Here is an 18,972-nt window from a genome sequence, read left to right as displayed (position 1 = left end):
ATCTTACTCTTTGCTTCGCCCCATTTGGCATATCACCCATTGCTGTCTCCGGCCGCATACAAAATGAAGCAGATAAGTATTTTCGGAAATTATAAACACAGTACGGCAATTTATTGTCACACATTAAACTTATTTACAATCTTTGATGATATTAGATTCTTTTGCAGGCCAGATATTAACTCTTATTCACAATTAATGCTTCTTATGTTTTTATCACTTCTTATTGGAGAAATAGGTATAGAACTGCAAAAACACCTAGTCTCTATGCTGTAGATACAAGCCCTTACGTCGCAGCGCATCAAAACAACAATTCTGCTGCTAAGACACTGCTCTACGCCTTGCTGGGCCTAGCCTAATAGCATTTATTGCTTACTAGATGTTAGCAGCACCCAGCTTGCTGTTACCTAACGTATCAATGCTATGTAGTCGTAACAATCCAATCTGTGTTCCAGCATTCATTCTTCACTCTCTTAATCTTGTTTCTTATCATTATTTATAATTATTTACATTCAATTGAAATTACAAATTCCCTTCTAATTTAAATTACATATACGTATTCAATTAACAAAAATTGACAAAATTTATTACGTATCTAGCACGCAGACATTCTCCACAGTTTCTACAATAGAAACGTCTTGATATGTAACAGGGAGCGGATTATGGGCTTTATCTGGATGCTACTCGTAGGCTTCATCGTAGGTTTGCTGGCACGCGCAATCATGCCAGGCAACCAAAGCATGGGCATTATCCTGACAACTGTACTGGGGATCATAGGTTCGCTGGTAGGCGGCTTTTTAGGGCAAAGCCTAGGTTTGTATCAGCAAGGTGCGCAAGTAGGCCTGATAGGCTCTGTCATCGGCGCTATCATCGTACTCTTTATCTATGGCCTGATCAGCAAGAAAGGCTGATTACCCACCGTTAAACACGTAGCCGGGCCGCTAGAGCAGCTACCGCCTGCTCTCTGCGGCCTGATGCTGTTTGCATGTGCAGCATTGCGCTCCACTCTGCATGCAATCTGGCTTCCATGAGTTCTACTGGCAAGCCACCTTTGCGCCAATCTACAGCTTTGGGTTCATCAACCAATGGGGTCGTTGTCTCTGACTCATTTGCCGTCTCAGTATCCAAAGCCACCACAGAGCGGGCAATAGCAATGGGTATCTGAGCAGCATGACCCCGACGTTCTAATGCATGAATTAATGCTGTTTGGCGCAATGCCAAAACACGTATCACGCTGTCATCCACTGTGAGTTCCATTTTCCCTTGCCATTTCCCTAGCAAGCGTTGGCCCCATTTATCCAAACCCTGCCACACACCGCCGGCAGCAGCCCCTATCACGGTTCCGCTACCCAGACTAAAGCCCAACGTCAATAAGTCCACCGTAGCACCTGCTAAGGCACCCGCGGCTACTCCTTTACCCATGTGCACACCTAAGTCTTTTAAAGCATCGGGATTAAACAGATCCATTTCCCAACGCGTACCGTCTAACGACAAGGTATCTGGCAAGTAGTCTCTAGAGGTGAAATTAAATCGTTTCAGCAGTGCTTTCACGCAGCGCTCTTCGCGCTTACGTACCTGCTCTTGCATGGTGCGTGTGCTTTCTTGCATAGAACGCTCATCGGGTTCGCTCACCATACGCCATGCCGCCACATCAACAAGCAAATCAGCCAATAAGCGCCACGCATCTTCTAATCGTTGCGCACGTTGTTGCTGCACATTCGTAATCAGCGCCTTCAGCGTTTGGGCATGTGACTCTTTAACCAATAGCGCTAAGCGTTCGTACAACTGCTCTTCACCATTGAGCGGCGGTGCTACCGTATCAAACTCGCTAATTGCATGTAGACCCACACTCGCCAGCGCAGCACGCCACTCATCAATACGCTGCTCTTCGCTACGCGTGAAATTCAGCACTGGCAGCAACGGTTTGCCTGCCCACGCCAAAATACGCAGTTCATCTTGGTGCTTGGCTAGCACTGGGTCGCGCACATCAATCACATACAACCCTGCATCCGAGGCCAACAACTGCTTCACCACTCTGGCTTCCTGCTCGAAGCGACCAACGGCTTCTGGCATCTGCAAGAAACGCTCTAAAACGCTGGGCCCATCCAAACGCTCACCCGGCTGCACCAAACGCTCAAGATAATCACGCAACGCCATGCTGTCTTCGATGCCAGGGGTATCAAACAACTCCACCACAGCTTGACCATCAGCGGTCAGCCGTACGGCTTCCACATGGCGCGTAGTCCCCGGGCTATTGCGCACTTCCCCAAAATCTGTGTCGCGCGTCAACGTACGCAACAATGATGTTTTACCGGTATTGGTATGCCCAACTACCGCCAAACGCAAAAGAGAAGACTGGTTATTCATAGCTCATTAAGAATGGGGGAATAAAGACTGCAGGTTGATGTGCAGTTGTTCAGATGTGAAACCTGCCGCGCTCAATCTATCGCGCCACGCTTGTAGGCGCTCTGGCTGCACTCCAGTCTCAGAAGCAGCCTGCAGCACAATCGCGCAATAACGACCATAGCTACTGAGCTCGCCTAACCATGCCACGATTCCACGATCTGGGGTCTGATTAGCATCACATACCAGCAACAGGTAATCTGGCGAACGTTGATGCAGTAGTTGCAGTAGCTGCCCACGCTGTACGCGTGTATCTACCACACCCGCATTAATCCACGTCTCTGGCATCGGTAATGGTGGCCAGCTACGGTCTTGTGGGTACTCTATCGCGGCCACACACACCGTATCAGTGGCTTGAGGGAATTCAAAGAGAGTAGGTTGAGCAACAGCAACCTGATCGGTAGGAGCTTCCGCATCAATGCCCACCCGCACATGCACTGGCAATAATCGTTCTTGCTGCTCTATCCAGCCCGGCAGTTGTCTATCTATTTGCAAATGCCGTAAGCGAAAACGCACTACACCAGCACTGCATAACCAGGCCACCAAACGTGGCAACAAGCCATAACACACCAAGCAGCCCAATAACCAACTTGACCACACGCGTTGATCATTCGGTGTCAGGCGAGTTAAGCCATCACTCATGCGTATCAATTCAGCAGACGGCACATCAAAACCCAGCCAACGTGGCACACTACCCAAACTCTCTACCAGCGCCACAAAGCTATCTGGCGACAACAACGTCGTTTCCCAACCAAAGCCGTAACGTCTAGCGGACAAAGCCCACAGCAATGCCAAAATAGCGACCAAGGTGGCCCATAGCCAAAATGTGTGGCTAATGAGTCCCGACAACCAACGACCCAACTTTTGGCGTACCACTACGTTTACGCCTGCGCCCAGCACCAAAGTCGCCGCCTCACCCCGCGCAAAACGGCCTACTAGTTTTAAGCTCAACTTACCTAGCACACTACCTTGCTGTGCAGAATCGCTGTTAAAGAGAAAACTACTTAACCACAACACTAGTGTCAGAACATTCAGCCCCACCAAGCTCACTACGGCGGTGATCACGTTAATGTATGCACCAGCACCCAATACACCCCATACGGCACTCAGCCCCGCTACCACCGCTAATACCAGCCATGCGGGTAGCAACCAGCGCCCTACCTGACTCAATCGTTGATACGCCGCTACCCAGCCCTCACGCTGCGCCAACAGCGCGGCTCTAAACACCAACCTATCTTCTAGGCTACCGCCTTGGGCAATGGCTCGCCGTACTTCGGCCGCATCTTCCAACGGCCCCCAGCCACTTTCTTTCAAGCGCACTGCCTCTGCCAGACAATGCGCCTGAAAGCCCGTAGTACGTGAAGTCAATGCGTGAGTCATGTAAACCTAAAAAACAGGGGTAAACACATCAATAATGGTGAAGCAGTATCGTGATGCTTACAGCAGCACGGGTTCATCCGGTAAATAATTAGGCTCATCCGACAAGGACAAGGGTGGTGCGACACTGCGCAAAATAGCTTCTATTTCTTCTACTGCTTGAAGCAAGCCCTCAACATAGGCTTTACGGCTAAATGCTTGCTGTAATTTAGTACACACTGCTTGCCACTGCTCTGCACTCGCCGTAATACCACGGTCAGCCACAATTTCTATGTAGCGCTGATCTAACGCCAAATACAACAACACGCCGCTATTTAACGGCGTATCCCATACACGTAATCGACCAAACACTTCTAAGGCACGTAAATGGCTATCCGTCTCGTGGCTAGGCATCACTGCCTCTACTGCTAAGACCAACTCACCGCTATGCCCTTGCTCACTCGCATGTATACGTTGCGCTACCTGATCCAGCACTTGGGCGGTGAAATGCTTATGCCGTAACCAATGGCCTTGCACCTGCGACACGCCCATCATATTTTTCAACATTCTTGCCATGATTCCCTCCTACCAGCTGCCGGAAGCGCCACCGCCTCCGCTGCCGCCACCGCCGCCTCCGCCAAAACCTCCACCACCGCCGAAGCCGCCGCCCCCAAAACCACCACCGCCTCCGGGGAAGTTTCCACGACCGCGTTTACGGCCATGACTGGCTAGCCCATCTAAGGCTCCGCCATATTTGGATGCTCTACCCGCGCCAGAGCGACGCCCGCCCGCACCGATGACATAACCTATGATCGAGATCACCAAGCCCACAACGGCACCTATTAATGCCAGTGGTAGGCTTTCAAACAAGATGAACACAAACACGCCCGACATCAGCGCCGCTGCTGCCATAGGCATCACCAACGCAAAAAACGCCAAGGGGATAAGCACAATAGCCGGGCTTTCATCGTCCTCATCACTTTGCGCAACCGGTGGCAAACTTTCACCGCGAATTAAGCCGGCTAAACTATTCACCCCCGCTTGTATGCCCGCAGCGTAGTCGCCCTGCGCAAAATCGGGGGTAATTTGCTCTCGAATAATGCGACCGGACTGTAAGTCGGTAATGGCACCCTCTAGCCCATACCCTACTTCTATGCGTAGGCGCCTATCGTCTTTAGCCACCAACAGCAGTACGCCATCGTTCACCTTCTTGCGCCCTACTTTCCAGACATCAAACACACGCCGAGCATAGCTCTCAATAGTGTCGCTACCCGTTGTAGGAACTACCAACACAAAAAGCTGTGCGCCTTTTTCCAGTTGCAGCGCCTGCAACTGCTGGCTCATGGCTTGTTGTTGAGCGCTACTCAACGTACCCGTGGTATCGGTGACCCAATCATTCAACTTAGGCACAGGAACAGTGGCGGCTTGCACTGGCAAGCACACCACAGCCAACAACCATGCCATCAACAGACTGCGCCAATAACGCAGCAAAACGGCGGTGTTACTACGCATAGTCATGTCCTGTGAGCGACTATCTAGCGGTTGCCGATGCAGGCAAATCAAACTTCACTTCTGGATCACGGCGAATATCGTACTCACGGTCTACGCCATAGTTTTCCATCACTTTATAGCCAAACAGTTTGGCCGTTACTACTGCTGGGAACTGACGGATATACACGTTATAGGCCTGCACCGCTTCCACATAACGACCACGTTCAGTAGCAATGCGGTTTTCTGTGCCCTCCAGTTGAGTCATTAAGTCGCGGAATAAACCGTCACTTTTCAGCTGTGGATAATTCTCCGATACCGCCAACAGTCTAGACAATGCAGAGGACAACTGACCCTGCGCTTGCTGGAAACGTTCCATCACCGCTGGGTTATCCAGGTCTTCTGCCGTAATTTGGATGCTACCTACACGTGCACGTGCTTCGGTGACTTCCACCAATACGCTACGCTCATTCACCATATACGCATTCACAGAGCTTACCAATTTAGGTACTAACTCAGCCCTACGCTCGTACTGATTCAGTGTTTGCGACCACGCTGCCTTGACCTGCTCATCTAGGCGCTGAATTTCGTTGTAGCCACAACCGCTTAGCAACAGTGCCATCGCGGAAATCAACCATAGTCGTAAAGAATTTTTCATGATGTTCACATGGCAAAAAAGTAGAGAGAAAAGAGTATCGTGAGCCGCTGTACAGGACAAGATCTCTTTACATTGGTTATCGCTTCGCGACACATTGGCTCGTCACAAAACTCGATGATACTATGACGTAGGCTCTCTGCCTTAAGCTGTCAGTACTTGTTTCACCGTAAACGACTACGCCAATGTTTGGCGCCACCTTATGATTTCTGCAATCCTCTGCGATGTAGAAGGCACCACGACAGACCTTGCCTTTGTGCATCAAACCTTGTCTCCCTATGCGAGACGCCATATCGCCAATTTTCTGCGGCAACAGCACACGCAACCCGCTGTGAAAAGCGCGCTACTGTCGTTGCGTACCGAGGCTCAACTACCGTTAGCTGGGTTAGACCGGCTGATCGCCGAGTTGTTGCACTATATAGATATAGACAAGCCCTCACCTGCGCTCAAACAACTACAGGCCATGATCTGGGCAGAAGGCTATATCAGCGGACAGTTCACGGGGCATATTTACGAAGATGCCTATGAACAGATCAAACGCTGGCATAACGCTGGGCAGGCTGTGTACCTGTATTCGTCCAGTACCATTGCTGCACAAGAGCTACTGTTTGGCCATAGTGATCATGGCAATGTACTGCCGCTCATCAATGGGCATTTTGATGGCTCGGTAGGTTCTAAACGCGATAGCAGCTCCTATCGCAGCATTCGCGAAACCTTAGGGATCCCTGCTGAACAGTTGTTGTATGTGTCTGCAACACATCAAGAACTAGACGCTGCCCGCCAAGATGGTTGGCACACTGTACAAATCAGTCGCCAATCACCGGACCGCCGTAGTACACACACACAAGTCACCTCATTTCTCGATATACCTACTGAGCAGTAAATACAGCTCTTCTGTACCTACCCAGCACCACACAGTATGGTGCTGGCTTCAGCTTTGTGTATTTTTGTTATTTTTACGGTTTATCACTGCTTTCAGGGATACCCGAAAGCCTTGTTTTAGGCCATAGTGAAGTCAATTGCTGTTCCCAGATCTTTTCTTGAAAGTTGCGCTCATGTCACCTTCTGCCCCCATCGCCACAGAACTCACGCTACCCGCACCCGTGCTGATTGTGGAAGACGATAATCTGGTCCAACACAGACTAGATCTCATCTTGCAACAACTGGGCTATACACCTGATGCCTTAATTTTTGCCGCTAATCTAGCCGAAGCCCGTGCCCGACTAGCTGAGCATCCGGTCGCTTTGGCCTTAGTTGATCTGGGTTTGCCTGATGGAAATGGTCTAGACCTTATTGCTGAGTTATCCGCCGCTGATCCTTCCTTAGGTATTTTGGTGATTTCAGCATGGAGCACCGAAGACGCCATTTTGGCTGCGTTACGTGCCGGTGCTACAGGCTATGTGCTGAAAGAACGTGAAGATGTGGAAGTAGCCCTGTCCATACGCAGCGTGCTGCGTGGTGGCGCTCCCATTGATCCATTCATGGCCAGACGTATCATTGCGGAACTACAACCTGCGCCAGCACAACCTGTTGCCGCGCCACCAGAGCCCTCACAAACAGCGAACTCCACACTCACCACACGTGAGCAGGAAATACTGCAACTCGTAGCCGACGGCCTAACCAATCGTGAAATAGCTGAAAAACTAGAGCTATCCAGATTCACCGTGGAATGTCATGTGAAGCATATCTACCGTAAACTAGCGGTGTCTTCCCGCACCCGTGCTGTCGTTAAAGCACGATCACAGGGGCTGCTTTCCTAACTTGCAGACTTTTCATTCATGGGTATCACCTACCGCAGCATGCTCGTTATCTTGCTTCGCCACTGCGGCAACGTGATCACTCTGGCGCTAGGGTTATGTGCGCTTATGGCTCCGGCGCAGGCGCAAACCCAGCCCCCCAACACATGCGAGCCTAGACTCATTGCGGTAGAAGTCGCTCAGGCAGTAGGTGAGCCCTTATCACCACCGCCTGAAGAGAGTTGGCACACAACGACTCTGCCCGACAAAGGCTGGGCTAGCCGCTGGCCTGCCTACCGAGGTAATGCGTGGTACAAGCTGCAGTGGCAAAACCCCAACTGCGATAACCAACCCCTCGCTTTGCACATTAATTCTCTGGGTGTGGCGGGCGCTGTATTTTTAAACCACTCCTTGCTCTGGCGGGACGCCAACCTTAGCGAACCGTTATCACGCAGCATCGGTATTCCACGCTATTGGGTGCTACCCGACGCCCTGTTAAAACCCGGTCTAAATACCATCTGGATATGGGTAAGCGGTGCGACTACACAGTTCACAGGATTGCAGTACATAGAGCTAGGCACCCTTCCTACGGTCTTAGCTACACAACGCACCGCCTGGTGGCACAACCAAGCCTTGCTGTTACTGAACCTAGGAGTGACAGGCGTATTAGGAACGCTGGCGTTCTTTATCTGGCTACGCCGTCGCAATGAGCAAAGTTATGGGTTGTACGCGCTGCAAGCCCTGCTGTGGGTGTTGTATTGTTCATTACAGATGCGACACGAAACTGGCCCTCTGTTTAGCGATTCACTACAGTTATCCAGAGTGAACATCTTACTGTTCCTCAGTTTTATTCTTAGCTTCTCTTTGTTTGTGTGGAGTTTCGGTAACTACACACACATTAGGCGATTATGCATTGCGGCCATAGTCCTGTTTGTGCTCGCCTCACCGGCCGTGCTGCTCGCATCCCCAGCCGCTGTACCGTTGGTACTGTTAGGGGTGTTTTTTATCGCCCTTATCGTCTTTTGGAGTACCTGCTTACTCTTTCCCATTCGTGCATGGCGTAACAAACAAGCTGAGCAAATATGGCTATCGCTGTGCTTACTGAGCTATTTTGCGACCAGTGTGCATGACACCCTCACCATACTAGGGCTGTCTTCCTCGGTACATTTGTACTCGGCGTATACCAGCCTACTCACCATGTTGTTCATGTCGGCGTTGCTAAGCTGGCGGTTAGTGAACACGATGCGTCGTATTGAGCAGTTCAACAAAGAGCTCACCCTCAGCGTCGCTGAGGCCAGGGAAGAACTGCGAGACACACTAGCACGCAAGCATGAGCTGGCACTGAACAACTCTAGGCTCCAAGAGCGCCTGCATATTGCTCAAGACTTACACGATGGGCTGGGCAGTTCACTGATGCGGTCTATGGCGATGATTGAGCAGCAGAAAACGCCACTACCCAACCAACAGTTTCTCTCTATTCTGAAACTGCTGCGGGACGACTTACGTCAGCTCATTGATGCAGGTGCCAGCGCCAAACTGGATGTACCCGAATTACCATCCACATGGATTGCCCCCCTGCGTTATCGCTTTGGGAATTTGTTTGATTCCCTAGATATAAAGGCCGATTGGGTCATTGGCCCACACTGGGAACCACGCCCGTCACCGTTGCAAATTTTGGCCTTAACTAGACTGGTGGAAGAAGCCCTCACCAACGTCGTCAAACACAGTCGAGCCACGCACCTGAGCATTGCTGTACAACAGTCAGATACTCACACATTGCAGCTCATCATCGAAGACAATGGCATAGGGTTTGATGTGGATGCCGTACAAACCGCTGGCCTTAGTATAGGTATGCGCAGCATGGCCAATCGTATGCAACATATAGGCGCCACCTTGCATGTGCAGTCACGACCCGGTCATACATGTTTGGAAGTATTGCTACCGCTGAACACGACTAGCCCCAAATAAGCGAAAACACGCTCTACCGCAGCAATTCCACACCGTGGACTGAACACGTTATAATTTATGCTTCTCTACGCGTTCTTACCAATTACAACGCGCTACTGTCAGGCCATTTAGTGCGCCTGGTTTATCTACCTGCTTGTCACCGACCTGGATTGGTATTGCCCTGAAAGCAATAAGGTTGGTTGCTGGAAACTCTCTTGAATTCTGACACTACTTTCGCCTCATTAGGATTGGCCGCCCCTTTGTTGCAGGCTATCACTGATGCAGGCTATACCCACCCTACGCCCATTCAAGCCCAGGCTATTCCTCACGTGATGACAGGTGGCGATTTACTCGCCGCCGCACAAACTGGTACGGGTAAAACAGCTGGTTTTACGCTGCCCATTCTGCATCGTTTGTTGACTCAACCCGCTCCAAAACTACAGCCCGGTTCACCCCGCGTTGTGATTCTGACCCCAACCCGCGAATTGGCGGCACAGGTAGAAGAATCGGTACGTTTATACGGTGCCCATAGCCGCATTCGCTCACTGGTGCTGTTTGGTGGTGTGAACATCAACCCCCAAATCCGTGCGCTGCAAAAGCCCGTAGACTTGGTCGTTGCCACCCCAGGCCGTTTGCTGGATCACTGCGGTCAAAAAACCATTGATTTGTCTCGCACTGAAACCTTGGTGCTGGATGAAGCCGACCGCATGCTAGACATGGGCTTCATCCGTGATATTCGCCGTGTACTCGCCTTGATGCCTAAACAGCGTCAAAACTTGCTGTTCTCAGCTACGTTTTCGTCCGAGATTCGTGCACTGGCACACCAAATTCTGAAAGACCCTATTGAGGTCTCCGTTGCTCCGCGCAACACAACCGCTGAGCGCATCACGCAAAACGTGGTGCTGACTGAGCAGAGCCATAAACGTGAACTAATCAGCCACATCATCCGTGAAAGCGGCTGGCACCAAGTATTGGTGTTTTGCCGTACCAAGCATGGTGCCAACAGACTAGCCGAGAAACTGAGCAAAGATGGTTTAAATGCCGCCGCTCTACACGGTAACAAGAGCCAATCTGCTCGTACCCGTGCACTGGATGGTTTCAAAAGCGGTAAGGTCGTGGTGCTAGTCGCCACCGACATTGCGGCACGCGGTATTGATATTGACCAGTTGCCGTATGTAATCAACTTTGAACTGCCACAAGTACCTGAAGACTACGTACACCGTATTGGTCGTACAGGTCGTGCAGGCAGTGATGGTTTGGCACTGTCCTTGGTGGATCGTACCGAAAGCCGTATGCTGCAAACCATCGAAAAACTGATCAATCAGGACATTCCTCGTATTGAGTTTCCTGACTTCAAACCACCTGTACGCAGTGCGGCCACCGAAGAGCGTAGCCGTCCTGCTCGCCCTGACCGTGAACGTGATCGCCCCCGCAGCAATCAACGCCGATCGGCTCCGCGCCAAGGTCAAGGCAAGCCTCAAGGCCAAGGTAAACCAGCAGGCCAGCGTCGTCCACGACGCCCCGCCAACACGGCTTCCTGACCCTAGGGATTTACCCTTTACTGCATGAGTACGCTAACACGCCCCATTTTGGGGCGTGTTTCGTTGTGCGCCGCATCATCACTGCCTTTAGCACTAAAAATTGCACTGAGACTAAAGTTTTATCTCAAAAGTGGATCCTTACTTTTTAACCTAAATGGCTCTATGTCATGTCCACTAGCTTCACTTATATTGCCCCTTATTAAAAGATCAAAATGAGACAAATAAGGAGACCAATCAGTGTCCACACGACCACTGGTGCGCTTTGAGCAGGTACAAAAATCCTATGACGGCGAGACATTTGTAGTTAAAGATCTCAATCTGGATATTCAGCAAGGAGAGTTCCTTTCCCTGCTCGGACCTTCCGGGTCTGGTAAAACCACCTGTTTAATGATGTTGGCTGGGTTTGAATACCCCACGACTGGCAACATCTATTTAGACCAACAAAACATCAACCGCGTCCCGCCTCACCAGCGCAATATAGGGATGGTGTTTCAGAACTATGCTCTGTTCCCCCACATGACTGTGGAAAAGAACTTGGAGTATCCTCTCAAAGTTCGCCGCTTACCGGCATCCGAACGTAAAGCCAAAGTACGCAAAGCACTGGAAATGGTGCAAATGGAGGCTTTTGCAAAACGTTATCCCGCTCAAATGTCGGGTGGTCAGCAACAACGTATTGCGCTCGCGCGTGCACTGGTGTTTGAACCCAAGCTGGTGTTGATGGATGAACCCTTAGGCGCATTGGATAAGCAATTACGCGAACACATGCAGTTGGAACTCAAAGCACTGCATCAATCGCTAGGCATCACTTTTGTATATGTTACCCACGATCAAAGCGAAGCCCTGACCATGTCGGATCGCGTCGCTGTATTTAACGACGGCATTATTCAGCAAATTTCGTCAGTTAACACCTTATACGAAGCACCACAAAATCCATTTGTAGCGAGTTTCGTGGGGGATAACAATCTACTGACTGGCACGGTCTCACACGCTGACGGCGACATGTGCCACATTACACTGGGTGGCGATAGTGTGATCCACGGTTTGAACGTTAACCACGCCTCTGCCGGGCAAGCCGCTGTACTGAGCATTCGCCCTGAACGTATTCAAATCATGGCCGAGCCCACCCACAACTGCCTACAGGCACAAATCACAAACACCGTGTACTTGGGCGACCACGTACGCTTGATCTGCAAGACCCATGATCAGCAAGAGGTCAGTATCAAACAGCAGATCAGTCAATTGTCCTCAGATACCAGTCTTGCTCCGGGCGCATGGCTATCACTACAACTACCCTCAGCCTTTGCCCGCGTTTTTACCGCCTGAGTCACCCTCAGTAGCATCAGTACATCCTATACCTAGATATAACGGAGACAACCATGAAAACATCCCACAAGGTAGCAATTGGTGTAATCAGTAGTATGTTGGCATTTGGAGCTCAGTCCGCCTTTGCTCGTGATCTGACCATTGTGAACTTTGGCGGCGCTGCCGGCGAAGCACAACAAACCGCCTTTGTTGAACCGCTACAAAAACAAAAAAACATCAAAATCCTGAACGTCCCCTATAACGGTGAATTGGCCAAAATTAAAGCCATGGTAGACACCAATAACGTAGTCTGGGATGTAGTGGAAGTTGAGACCGCCGACCTTAGCCGTGGCTGTGACGAAGGTTTATTTGAGCAACTTGATTGGGACAACATCATCGCTAAAGATCAACTTATCCCCGAAGCGGTGCACGACTGTGGCATGGGCGTGTTTGTATGGTCCACCGTCATGGCATACAACGGTAAATCACTGAAAGACGCACCTAACGGGTGGGCTGACTTTTGGGATGTGGAAAAATTCCCAGGTAAACGAGCATTACGCAAAGGCGCTCGCTACAACTTAGAGTTTGCTTTAATGGCAGATGGCGTCGCACCTAAAGACGTTTACCAAGTATTGAGCACACCTGAAGGTGTAGACCGCGCTTTTAATAAACTCAACGAACTGAAACCCCATATTCAGTGGTGGGAAGCCGGTGCACAACCCTTGCAAATGCTGGCAGCAGGCGACGTAGTCATGTCTACGGTATATAACGGCCGTATTGCCGCTGCTAACGCCGAAGGCCAAGACCTACGTATTGTCTGGAACGGTAGTATCTACGACTTGGACTACTATGTGATCCCTATGGGTTCACCAAACAAAGCACTGGCAGAAGAATTCATCAGCTTCTCAGCACAACCTGAGCAACAGATCAAACACGCTCAAAGCATCAACTACGGCGCTATCAATAAGTCAGCCATAGACAACTTGGATGAGGCCACCTTGGCACAAATGCCTAACTCGCCACAAAACGCCGAACACGCGCTGTTGTCCAGCTATGACTACTGGGCTGATCACGGTGAAGAGCTGGATCAACGTTTCACTGCTTGGTCTACTCAATAAGCCTTCTGTGATGAGGCCGCACTCTCTATAGAGTAGAGAGTGCGGCCTCCTTTACGGGTACATCTGAATGAACTCTTCCATGACGCTGTCCACAGCGGACATTAAAAAAGCCGTGGTCAAAGCACACCGCAAACAGCGCTGGCAAGCGGCCGGTTTATTGGCTCCATTGGCCATCTTTTTGTTGGTGATTTTTGTTATTCCCGTTGCAGCATTGCTATTTAGAGCCGTGGATAACCCAGAGGTTATCGCGCACATGCCACGCACGCTACTTGCGCTTAAAACCTGGGATCAACAAAATGCACCACCAGCGGAAAGCTTCGTCGCCTTGGCTACAGACTTGCAACACGCCAAAGACGGCGCTGGTTCTGGCCTTTTAGCACGCCGTTTAAATTACGAAATCGCTGGTTATCGCACCTTAATCTTTAAGACCGTGCGCAAAATGCCATTGGCCGACATAGACACCAAGTCGCCTGAGGTCATACGCGATGAACTGATTGCTATAGATCCTCGCTGGGGCGAGGTGGAGTACTGGCGTGCCATTGCCAACAACGATAACGCTTACTCTGACTATTACCTGCTAGCCTCGCTGGATTTGAAGCGTGACACCCAAGGTGACATCGTCAAAGTCCCCGAAGGTAGTTCTGCCTTCCAAGACATTTTTGCCCGCACCTTTGAAATCAGTCTGGGCGTAACAGTAATGGCCTTGCTGTTAGGCTTCCCGCTCGCCTACTGGATGAGCCGCATGAGTGCGCGCAGCGCCAATCTGGTGATGATCTGCGTGCTGATCCCCTTTTGGACGTCGGTGCTGGTGCGTATTGCGGCGTGGATTGTGCTGCTGCAACGCCAAGGGCTCATTAATAAAACCTTGATGGAATTAGGCCTCATTGATGTGCCTTTGGACTTACTGTTCAACCGCGTCGGGGTCTACATCGCCATGATTCACATCATGCTGCCTTTCATGGTCTTACCTATATATAGTGTGATGCGTTCAATTCCACCTACGTATCAACGCGCCGCCATTTCACTAGGTAGCCACCCGTTTGCAGCGTTCTGGAAAGTGTATGTGCCACAAACCTATCCTGGCGTAGCGGCTGGTTGCTTACTGGTATTCATCATTTCTATAGGTTATTACATCACCCCCGCCTTGTTGGGTGGCGCTAACGACCAAATGATCAGTTACTACGTGGCCTACTTTACCAACCAGACCATTAACTGGGGCATGGCCAGTGCATTAGGCTTCTTGTTGTTAGCTGGCACCTTGGTGCTATACACCTTGTATCGCCGCCTATCGGGTCGCGAACTGGGACTGGGCTAAAGGAAACGACTATGACACCCAATCCTTATCTCTCTCCTTCAGAACGCATCTGGCGTATCGTACAACGGTTGCTGTGTTGGCTGATTTTGATCTTCCTGTTGATTCCTATACTGGTGATCATCCCCTTGTCGTTCAGCGAAGGTAGCCTACTGCTGTACCCCATGTCCGGCTTGTCATTGCGCTGGTATGAAGCGTTGTTCAGTTCCGAAGACTGGATACGTGCTACCCGCAACAGTTTTATCGTGGCGCCACTGTCTACGATTATTGCGACGGTACTGGGCACCATGGCAGCCATGGGCTTACAACGCGCCAACTTCATCGGTAAAAGCCTGCTGATGGGGATGCTGATTTCCCCCATGATCGTGCCGCTAGTCGTCGTGGGTGTGGGGGTGTATTTGTTCTTCGCCCCTTACGGCCTCACCAATAGCTACATGGGACTGGTGCTGACCCACGCGGCACTGGGATCGCCCTTTGTACTCACCACGGTATTAGCCACTTTGCAGGGTTTTGATAGCAATTTGGTGCGCGCTGCCTACAGCTTGGGTGCTAATCCTCTGCGAGCGTTTTTCACGGTGACGCTACCCATCATTGCCCCTGGGGTTATCGCTGGCGCGCTGTTCGCCTTCATTACCTCCTTTGACGAGGTGATCACCACCTTATTCTTGGCAGGCCCTCAGCAGGTCACGCTACCGCGTCAAATGTTCACAGGTATTCGTGAAAACATCAGCCCTATTATCGCGGCTATCGCCACGATTCTGATTGTGTTTTCAACGGCTCTGCTACTGACATTGGAATGGCTACGTGGGCGCAACGCCAAACGTGCCGTACGCCTAGACAGCGGTTCGTAATCTACAGCAGGCACACACGTTGCGAGTGTGACGTGTGTACCTGTGATGGTTACTTAGAAACGGTCGTCATATCGCGCAGGCAGCAATACTTCGCGCATAAACGAAGCATCAGACAACGACAGCATTGTACGTACCACATTCACCACATCGTGCACCGGAACGGTATGCCCCTCATCACGCGCTGCGGCCTCTGACACTGGTACAGACAAGGCATCCTCGGTATTCAAGTACCCCAGTTGCAATACGCTCACTTTTAAGCCCTGATCCCTAAAGCCTTCACGTAATGAATCTGCGATACCGTTCAACGCAAATTTGCTAGAACCAAAAGCGACTTCTGGGCGTCCGCTTTGTCGTAGCGCCGACGTAGAGCCGGTCAAAATCACCTGAGCTTTGTCAGATCGCAACACATGCGGCAGCAACCGTTTCAACACCAATAACGTGGCCGTGATATTGACCCCAACCAGTTTTTGAATACTTTCGTCACTATCTTCTAAAAAATTGTAGTCTTCGGAAAATGCCTTTGGCTCCCAAATGCCTACGTTATAAATCAGCACATCAATCGCATGTGGCGCGGCAGCAGACAATGCGTCAGCTGCTGCTACGGGATGGCTCATATCAGCCTCCACCCACATCACGGTAGCCCCATTTTCCGACTGCACACTTTGTGGCCGTTGTCGTGACACACCAACCACCGTATCGCCTGCTGCACCCACACCTTCTACCAAGGCGCGCCCCAGTCCTTTACTGGCCCCTATCACCATGATGTGCATAGTTTTTCCCTTTTCTACCCTTACAAATACCGCCTAACACGGCAAGATAATTGTGAGTCTGGCAGATTTGAGCGAAAATAGACGTTTTGCCTGATTTTTTCTACAGGCTTTAGCCTCTTTTACCGTATCTGCTGATGTCCACCCTTGCCCAAGAAGCTTCGCGCCGCCGAACTTTTGCGATTATTTCTCACCCTGACGCGGGGAAGACCACCCTTACGGAAAAACTTCTGCTGTTTGCAGGTGCCATCCAAATTGCGGGTAGCGTGAAATCGCGTAAAGCTGAACGGCATGCCGCATCCGACTGGATGGAAATCGAAAAACAACGTGGTATTTCGGTTGCCTCGTCTGTGATGCAGATGGAATACCGTGACTGCGTGATCAACCTGTTGGACACCCCCGGTCACCAAGACTTCTCTGAAGACACCTATCGCGTACTGACCGCAGTGGATGCGGCGCTAATGGTCATTGATGCGGCGAACGGCGTAGAGCCACAAACCATTCGTTTGCTGCAAGTCTGTAGAGCACGTAACACCCCCATCATTACCTTCATCAACAAGCTAGACCGTGAAGTTCAAGAACCGTTGAACCTACTGTCCGAGATTGAAGACCATTTGGGCATGGAAGCCATTCCATTCTCATGGCCAGTCGGGATGGGTCGCGCTTTTGGTGGTGTATTTAACTTAGGTGCTGATCACCTGCACGTATTTACCTCTGGCAAAGAGCACCGCAGCGCAGATGATGAAAAGCTGCCTGGCCTGGACAACCCAGAAGCAGAGCGCCGTTTTGGTGATAACTTCACCAAAGCCCGTGACGAAATCCACCTGATTAAAGAAGCAGTTAGCGAGTTTGATCACGCTGCTTTCTTGGAAGGTAAACAAACACCCGTGTTCTTTGGCTCTGCGCTGAACAATTTCGGTGTGCAAGAAGTATTGGATGCGTTGGTAGACATGGCTCCGCCACCCGGACCTCGCGTCGCGTTGCAACGTACGGTGGAACCCGACGAAGACAAATTCAGCGGTGTAGTGTTCAAAGTACAAGCCAACATGGACCCAGCCCACCGTGACCGCGTAGCGTTCGTACGTGTGAGCTCTGGCCACTTCCAACGTGGTATGCGTTTGAAAGTAGCCCGCACTAACAAAGAAATACGCCCTAACAACGTGGTGTCCTTCCTGTCACAACGTCGTGACCTGCTGGAAGAAGCCTACGCTGGCGACATTATCGGTATTCCTAACCATGGCGTACTGCAGTTGGGTGACGTACTAACCGAAGGCGAAAACCTGCAATTCACAGGCTTGCCATTCTTTGCACCTGAACTATTCCAAGCGGTAGAAGTTAAAGATCCACTACGTACTAAACAATTGCGCGTAGGTTTGACACAGTTAGGCGAAGAAGGTGCGATTCAGGTGTTCCGTCCACACCTCACCAGCGGTGTGCTGCTGCTGGGTGCAGTAGGTCAGTTGCAGTTTGAGGTGGTCGCTCATCGACTACGTACTGAATACAACGTAGACGCACGTTTGTCCCCCTCACGCTACAACTTGGCACGCTGGGTTACAGCTACTGACGAAAAAGTAATGAAGAAGTTTCTGGAGACCAACGCGGCTAATATCGCCTACGACGTCGTAGATGCCATCGCATTCTTGGCCTCTTCACCTGCACAGTTGCGTGTGGCTCAAGACCTCAACCCCGGCATAGAATTCCATGCCATGCGTGAACATGGCGGACAGGTTTTCGCTACAATGTAAACTTCAAGCTCTGGCCCTTTCCTGTGAAAGGGCCAGCCGCTACCATCACAGCGAACACTTACTATGTCCTGGCGTTTAATTCTTGCAATCGTGTTACTAGCTTTGGGAGCCTCGGTCTGGGGCGGTATCCAGATGGGTAACTGGCTAGTAGAAAATGGCCCATTACGTGCTCCCAACATGGTGGCGATTGAAGAGGCTGCTCAGCTTATGCCTACGCTAGATGCTGATGGCAAGCCGTATGTCACCCCTGCTCCCCAGCCTCTGGTCAATGGCCGTTTGGGCGTGCCTGAGGAACCTGAAGGTTTCGAGTGGAAAATCGTCGCAAAAACTGCTGATCAATACAATCCACCTATTGCGCTAGCCAGCACCAGACTGTCTGCTAGTGCGCTTTCTGATTTGCGACAGCAAGGTGCTAGGTCACCTAGCGGTTTACAGGGTTTGGCTCGTATAGGTCCATCTAGCGGCGGCAATCGCAGCACGGGACAACAAGCGATACAGCCTGTGGATGTCACTATCCCCCCACCACCACCTACAGCCCCTGTGCCTAACGTGGGTGGCAACAGCAGTTGGATTCCACAGTTTCAACGAGAACTCGCCGCATGTTCGCAAAAAGGCTTCTTTGAACGCCCTAGTTGCTCATGGGATGCCCGTAATAAATACTGCGGTCCTAACAATGCATGGGGCCAAGTTGAAGGTTGCCCAAGCCGATAAACCTGCTTTGTAAAATCTAGATACATAAAAAAACGCTACGTAC

The 18,972-nt window shown here is 50.9% G+C and carries 17 protein-coding genes; 11 read left to right on the top strand and 6 right to left on the bottom strand.

Going from position 1 to position 18,972, the window contains the following annotated elements; all coding sequences use genetic code 11:
- The first annotated feature begins 659 nt into the window (after positions 1–659).
- Entirely contained in the window at positions 660–908 is a 249-nt protein-coding gene (locus AC3QL0_RS01050) for a GlsB/YeaQ/YmgE family stress response membrane protein (RefSeq protein WP_493009680.1), read from the top strand.
- Between the two features lie 10 nt (positions 909–918).
- On the opposite strand, the gene AC3QL0_RS01045 is transcribed toward AC3QL0_RS01050, so the two are convergent.
- Genes AC3QL0_RS01045 through AC3QL0_RS01025 form a run of 5 tightly spaced genes read right to left on the bottom strand, consistent with a single transcriptional unit; the run spans position 919 to position 5,902 of the window.
- The gene (locus AC3QL0_RS01045) at positions 919–2,364 is read right to left on the bottom strand and encodes a DUF3482 domain-containing protein (RefSeq protein ID WP_493009679.1); all 1,446 of its coding nucleotides are present in this window, start codon (positions 2,362–2,364) and stop codon (positions 919–921) included.
- Between the two features lie 6 nt (positions 2,365–2,370).
- Entirely contained in the window at positions 2,371–3,780 is a 1,410-nt protein-coding gene (locus tag AC3QL0_RS01040; protein WP_493009678.1) for a DUF2868 domain-containing protein, read from the bottom strand.
- A gap of 57 nt (positions 3,781–3,837) precedes the next feature.
- A complete protein-coding gene (locus tag AC3QL0_RS01035; protein WP_493009677.1) occupies positions 3,838–4,332 on the bottom strand; it encodes a TPM domain-containing protein in 495 nt (164 codons plus the stop codon).
- 9 nt (positions 4,333–4,341) lie between these two features.
- On the bottom strand, positions 4,342–5,268 hold the full coding sequence (locus AC3QL0_RS01030) for a TPM domain-containing protein (RefSeq protein ID WP_493009675.1): 927 nt from the start codon (positions 5,266–5,268) through the stop codon (positions 4,342–4,344).
- A gap of 19 nt (positions 5,269–5,287) precedes the next feature.
- Positions 5,288–5,902: a LemA family protein gene (locus AC3QL0_RS01025; RefSeq protein ID WP_135861763.1), complete on the bottom strand. Its 615-nt coding sequence runs from the start codon at positions 5,900–5,902 to the stop codon at positions 5,288–5,290.
- 199 nt (positions 5,903–6,101) lie between these two features.
- Between AC3QL0_RS01025 and mtnC the strand changes: the two genes are divergently transcribed.
- From mtnC to AC3QL0_RS00985, 8 genes are all read left to right on the top strand, one after another.
- Positions 6,102–6,782 carry an acireductone synthase gene (mtnC, locus tag AC3QL0_RS01020; RefSeq protein ID WP_493009674.1) on the top strand — a complete coding sequence of 227 codons (681 nt, stop codon included), beginning with the start codon at positions 6,102–6,104 and terminating at the stop codon, positions 6,780–6,782.
- 172 nt (positions 6,783–6,954) lie between these two features.
- A complete protein-coding gene (locus AC3QL0_RS01015) occupies positions 6,955–7,659 on the top strand; it encodes a LuxR C-terminal-related transcriptional regulator (protein ID WP_493009673.1) in 705 nt (234 codons plus the stop codon).
- Between the two features lie 18 nt (positions 7,660–7,677).
- Positions 7,678–9,603, top strand: coding sequence for a sensor histidine kinase (locus AC3QL0_RS01010; RefSeq protein ID WP_493009672.1), 1,926 nt, complete (start codon positions 7,678–7,680; stop codon positions 9,601–9,603).
- Positions 9,604–9,797: 194 nt separating this feature from the next.
- Positions 9,798–11,123, top strand: a complete 1,326-nt coding sequence (locus tag AC3QL0_RS01005) for a DEAD/DEAH box helicase (RefSeq protein WP_493009671.1) — start codon at positions 9,798–9,800, stop codon at positions 11,121–11,123.
- Positions 11,124–11,360: 237 nt separating this feature from the next.
- The gene (locus tag AC3QL0_RS01000) at positions 11,361–12,446 is read left to right on the top strand and encodes an ABC transporter ATP-binding protein (RefSeq protein ID WP_493009670.1); all 1,086 of its coding nucleotides are present in this window, start codon (positions 11,361–11,363) and stop codon (positions 12,444–12,446) included.
- 53 nt (positions 12,447–12,499) lie between these two features.
- Positions 12,500–13,543 carry an ABC transporter substrate-binding protein gene (locus AC3QL0_RS00995; RefSeq protein ID WP_493009669.1) on the top strand — a complete coding sequence of 348 codons (1,044 nt, stop codon included), beginning with the start codon at positions 12,500–12,502 and terminating at the stop codon, positions 13,541–13,543.
- A gap of 67 nt (positions 13,544–13,610) precedes the next feature.
- Positions 13,611–14,858 (top strand): ABC transporter permease, encoded by a 1,248-nt coding sequence (locus tag AC3QL0_RS00990; RefSeq protein WP_493009668.1) that lies wholly within the window; start codon positions 13,611–13,613, stop codon positions 14,856–14,858.
- An 11-nt stretch (positions 14,859–14,869) separates the two neighbouring features.
- Entirely contained in the window at positions 14,870–15,706 is an 837-nt protein-coding gene (locus AC3QL0_RS00985; RefSeq protein ID WP_493009667.1) for an ABC transporter permease, read from the top strand.
- A gap of 53 nt (positions 15,707–15,759) precedes the next feature.
- Here AC3QL0_RS00985 and AC3QL0_RS00980 read toward each other — a convergent pair whose 3' ends face one another.
- Positions 15,760–16,476: an SDR family NAD(P)-dependent oxidoreductase gene (locus AC3QL0_RS00980; RefSeq protein ID WP_493009666.1), complete on the bottom strand. Its 717-nt coding sequence runs from the start codon at positions 16,474–16,476 to the stop codon at positions 15,760–15,762.
- A 134-nt stretch (positions 16,477–16,610) separates the two neighbouring features.
- On the opposite strand from AC3QL0_RS00980, the gene AC3QL0_RS00975 reads away from it, so the two are divergent.
- Both AC3QL0_RS00975 and AC3QL0_RS00970 read left to right on the top strand, forming a co-directional pair.
- A complete protein-coding gene (locus tag AC3QL0_RS00975) occupies positions 16,611–18,218 on the top strand; it encodes a peptide chain release factor 3 (protein ID WP_493009665.1) in 1,608 nt (535 codons plus the stop codon).
- A gap of 63 nt (positions 18,219–18,281) precedes the next feature.
- Positions 18,282–18,929 carry a hypothetical protein gene (locus AC3QL0_RS00970; RefSeq protein WP_493009664.1) on the top strand — a complete coding sequence of 216 codons (648 nt, stop codon included), beginning with the start codon at positions 18,282–18,284 and terminating at the stop codon, positions 18,927–18,929.
- Positions 18,930–18,972: the final 43 nt, after the last annotated feature.

The sequence above is a fragment of the Paenalcaligenes sp. GW821-LYS-B07-1 genome (assembly GCF_058803365.1).
This window is presented reverse-complemented; position numbering and strand designations above follow the sequence as displayed.